This window comes from Micromonospora phytophila, from assembly GCF_023656545.1.
Classification (GTDB): domain Bacteria; phylum Actinomycetota; class Actinomycetes; order Mycobacteriales; family Micromonosporaceae; genus Micromonospora; species Micromonospora phytophila.
Genome location: NZ_JAMOKF010000393.1, coordinates 1 through 4,388 on the forward strand (window position 1 = coordinate 1; position 4,388 = coordinate 4,388).

Annotated in this window: 3 protein-coding genes; all 3 read left to right on the plus strand. The window is 75.6% G+C overall.

From position 1 onward, the window contains the following. Positions 1 to 2,399 (plus strand): O-antigen ligase family protein (locus NCC78_RS28075; RefSeq protein ID WP_250798273.1); only part of this gene is annotated, 2,399 nt, incomplete at its 5' end. Further along, positions 2,396 to 3,595 carry a glycosyltransferase gene (locus tag NCC78_RS28080; RefSeq protein ID WP_250798275.1) on the plus strand — a complete coding sequence of 400 codons (1,200 nt, stop codon included), beginning with the start codon at positions 2,396 to 2,398 and terminating at the stop codon, positions 3,593 to 3,595. The genes NCC78_RS28075 and NCC78_RS28080, both read left to right, overlap by 4 nt. Next, the coding region (locus NCC78_RS28085) for a D-glucuronyl C5-epimerase family protein (protein WP_250798277.1) at positions 3,592 to 4,388 on the plus strand (797 nt) is incomplete at its 3' end. The genes NCC78_RS28080 and NCC78_RS28085, both read left to right, overlap by 4 nt.

The following is a 4,388-nucleotide window of genomic DNA, read 5'->3' on the forward strand; positions in this document are numbered from 1 at the left end:
GCCTCGCCGGCCGGTCACCGGCGGCGCACGGGCACACCGTGCGCGCCAGCCTGCGCCACGTGGTCACCGTGGGCACCGTCCTGGCCGCGGTCTGGGCGGCGGCCGGGCTGATGACCGGTCCGGTGGTACGGCTGGGCCTGGACCCGGTCACCTTCGGGCTGGCCCTGGCGCTCTGCCCGGTCGTGCTGCTGAGCACGCTGCTCGGCGCGACCGAGATCGGCCGGGGACGCGCCACGGCGTACAACCTGATCGTCGTGACCTCGCTCGGCACCTACCTGGCCGGCCTGGCGGTGGTGGTGGCGACCGGCCGGACCACGCCCGCAGCGGTGATGGCGGTGTACGGCGTCGGCCAACTCGTCGGCCTGGTCGTCCTGGTGCGCCGGTCCCGCCCAGACAGGGCGGCCGACCGGGCGGCCGGGCTCGACGGTGAGTACCGCTCGTCGGCCCGGCGCGCGTACCTGCCGAACCTGGCCCAGTTCGGCATGATCCGGACCCAGATCCCGGTGATCCAACTGCTGGTCGGCGCGAGCGCGGTGGGCGTCTACTCGGTCGCGCTGGCGCTGGCCGAGGTGCTGCTGATCATCCCGATCGCGGTGAGCCTGGTGCTGGTGCCCATGGTGGCCAACGGGGGCGCCACCTGGCGCTCGGTCGCCCGGCTGGGGCTGCGGACCCTGCTGATCACCGCCGTCGGCGCCGGGGTGCTGGCCGCCGCGGGCCCCGTCGTGGTGCCGCTGCTCTACGGCCACCACTTCGCCCCCGCCGTACCGGTCCTCTGGGCGCTGCTGCCCGGTGTGGCGTTCTTCGCCCTGGCCCGGGTCGCGCAGAGCTACCTGACCGCGATGGACCGGCCGGCGGCCACGGCTGCCGCCGCCGTCGCCGGGGCGCTGGTGGGGCTGGCCGGCATGGCGCTGCTGGTCCCCCGGTACGGCGCCACGGGCGCCGGATTCGCCGGTTCGGCGGGCTTCCTGGTCTACGCGACGGTGATCGCGCCCGCCTTCCTGCGGGCCGACCCGGCCCGACGGCACGCCGGGCGGCGGCGGGCGTCCGCGCCGTCCCGGCAGCGTGGGACCGCGGGCCGACAACTCCTCGTCACCCTGCTGATTCCGGTCGTCGCCGTCGCCTGCGGGTTGGCGGCGACGCGGGCGGACGTCACGCCGCTGCCACTGCCCCTGCTGCTGCTCGCCGCCACGCTGGGGGCGGCGGTCCTGGTGATGCCCGTGCTCGGCGTCTACGGGCTGGCCCTGGGCGCTCCCGCCGGGCAGCTCCCGGAACCCTTCACGATCGGCACGCCCGCGCTGCTCCTGCTCGCCCTCTGCGCTCTGGCGGGCACCATCCTGCGCCGCCAGGTGTCCTGGCGGGACCCGCACTGCGCGGGCCTGATCGCCGCCCTAGTCGCGCTGCTGGTACTCGGCGCGACGCTGAGCAACCCGGACCTGCAACCGCTGGCGGCGATGGCCCCGGTGGCGGTGGTGGCGATACCGCTGTGCTGCCTGCCCCTGGCCCTGCGGGGCGGTGCGGCCGACCACCGGGCGCTGCTGCTGTTCGCCTTCGCGGCGGCCGCCGTCGGCGCGGTGCACGCGGTCACCACGATCCGCGCCGGCGGGCAGGTGGCGGTCGTCGACGTCGTCCCCACGGCGGTCAACCGCAACGTCTGGGGCCCGATGCTGGTGCTCGCCCTGGCGGTGCTGCTGGCCCGGCTCTCCCGGCCCGCGCCCCTGGCCCTGCGGATGGCAGCGGTCGCCGCCCTGCCGGTGATCGCGCTGACCCTCGCCTACTCCTACAGCCGCTCCTCCTACCTGGCCGCCGGCGCGGTGCTGGTCTGCTTCGCGCTGCGCCGGCTGGTCAGGACCGGCCTCTGGGTGGGGCTGACCGCGGCGGTGGCCGCCGCGCTCGGGGTCTCCGGCACGACACTGATTCCGCAGACCGTCGCCGCCCGGGTGGAGGAGACCGCCGCCGGCGGCGCGCTGGACCTCTCCTCCGCGCTGCGGGTCGACCTCTGGTCGGCGGCGGTCCGGATGTTCCCCGACTTCCCAGTCTTCGGCACCGGCTACCTGGGCTTCAACGGCAGGCTGCCGGACTACTTCGCGCAGCAGGCCACCAACGCCTGGTACCAGCCGATCACACAGCTGAGCCTGCTCACCCACCCGCACAACTTCTTCCTCACCGTGCTCGTCGAGACCGGTGTGGTCGGCGTGCTGCTGCTCGGCGCGCTGCTGTGGCGGGTCTACCGGCCGGTCTGGCGCGACTACCGCGCCCGGGCGCGCTGGACGGCGGAGGGCGCCGTGCTCGCCGGCGTCGGCGTCGCGGTCAGCTCGCTGACCGGTGAGCCGCTGCTCACGCTGCCCGTCCTGATCCCCTTCGTGCTACTGCTCGCCCTAGCGACCCGGAGAGCGCCATGACCTCACCACGCCAGCCCGGCGATGCGCACCCGCTGCGGATCCTCCAGGTGACCACCACCCCCGACGGCGGCTCCTGGTTCCACGACCAGGTGGTCGGCCTGACCCGGCGCGGCCACCAGGTGCGCGCGGTGGTGCCCGCCGAGGGGCCGCTGGCGACCCGGCTGCGGGCGGCCGACGTGCCCACCGAGATCGTGCCGCTGTGCGGTTGGCGGCCCCGGCAGCTGCCCCGGGTCGCGGCGGCGGAACTGCGACTGGTGAAGCTGATCCGCCAGTTCCGTCCGGACGTGGTGCACGCCCACCTGCTCAAGGCGAACGTCGCCTGCCGGATCGCCAGCCTGGCCGGTGGCCGGGGGCTGCACATCAACCAGGTCACCGGGATCAACCACCTGCGCAGCCCGGTGCTGCGCCGGATCGACCTGGCCACGCTCTCCCGCGCGGACGTGCTGATCGGCTCGTGCACCGCGTTCGCCGAGCGCTACCGCCGCTTCGGCGCGCGGAAGGTGGCGGTCAGCCACTACGGCTGCGACGTGCACCGGCTGGACCCGGCCACGCCGGGCGACGCGTTCCGGGCCGAGTTCGGCCTGGCCCCGGCGACGCCGACGGTCGGGATGGTGGCGCACATGTACCCCACCCGGATGCGCGCCTTCCGGGACATCGGGGTCAAGGGACACGAGGTGCTGCTCGACGCGGTCCCCCGGCTGCTCGCCCGGGTGCCGGACACGCACGTCTTCGTCGTCGGCGACGAGTTCGTCGGGACCGGCGACTACCGGCGGGCGCTCGAGGAGCGGGCGGCCCGGCTGGGTGTCATCGGCCGGGTGCACTTCACCGGCCACCGCTCCGACATCCAGAACGTGCTCGCCGCGATGGACGTGCTGGTCAACCCCTCGCTGGAGGAGTCGGCCTGCTACGCGATGATCGAGGCGCTGCTGATGGAGAAGGGCGCGGTGGCCAGCGACGTCGGCGGGCTGCCGGACACCGTCCAGCACGGCGAGACGGGCCTGCTGGTGCCACCGGGCGACGCGACCGCCCTGGCCGACGCGGTCGGCGACCTGCTCACCGATCCGCACCGCCGCCGGGAGATGGGACGCCTCGGCCGGATCCGCTGCCTGCGCCGCTTCGACATCGAACGGACCGTGGCCGACGTGGAGGCGGTCTACCGCCGGGCGCTCGCCGAGCGGGCCGGGGTGCGGTGGTGACCGCCGTACGCACCCTGCTGGCGCGGGGCGTACGCGATCTGCGGGTGCGCCGGTATCCGGTGGCGCCGGACGCGCGGCGGGACGGGCGGGGGCCGTACCCGCTGGTCTGGACCGACCTGCCGGGGGGCACCGGGCTGGACGCCGACGGCGTGGTGGTGGCGGTCGGCCCGTCCGGCGAGCGCTACCCGAACCCGGTGTCGATGTGCCTCTACGCCCTCGGCGAGCACAGCCGGGCGCTGGCCGCGCCGGGGCCGGACCGGGAGCGCTTCGGCGCGTTTCTCACCCAGGCGACGTGGCTGCGGGCGCACCAGGACGCCGCCGGCGGGTGGCGCTACCCGGTGCCGGTGCCCCGCTACGGCGTCGCACCGGGCTGGTACTCCGGGATGGCCCAGGGCATGGCCGCCTCGACCCTGCTGCGGGCGCACGACCTGACCGGGGACCGGTCGTTCCTGGACGCCGCCGACGGCGCGGTCGACCTGCTGCTGCGGCCGGTGAGCCGGGGTGGCTGCGCGGACCACGACCGGCGGGGCCGGCCGTTCCTGGAGGAGTGCCCGTCGGACCCGCCGAGCCGGGTGCTCAACGGGGCGCTCTTCGCGCTCTTCGGCCTGGTCGAGCACCAGCACCGCCGGGGCGGCGACACCCACCGGCTGGCCGCGGACCGGCTCGCCGACGGGCTGATCGCCTTCGACCTGGGCTGGTGGTCCCGGTACGACCTGCGCTGGCCGTGGCCGGCGTCGGCGAACTACCACGCGTTGCACGTGTCGCTGCTGCGCGCCACCGCCGCGATGACCGG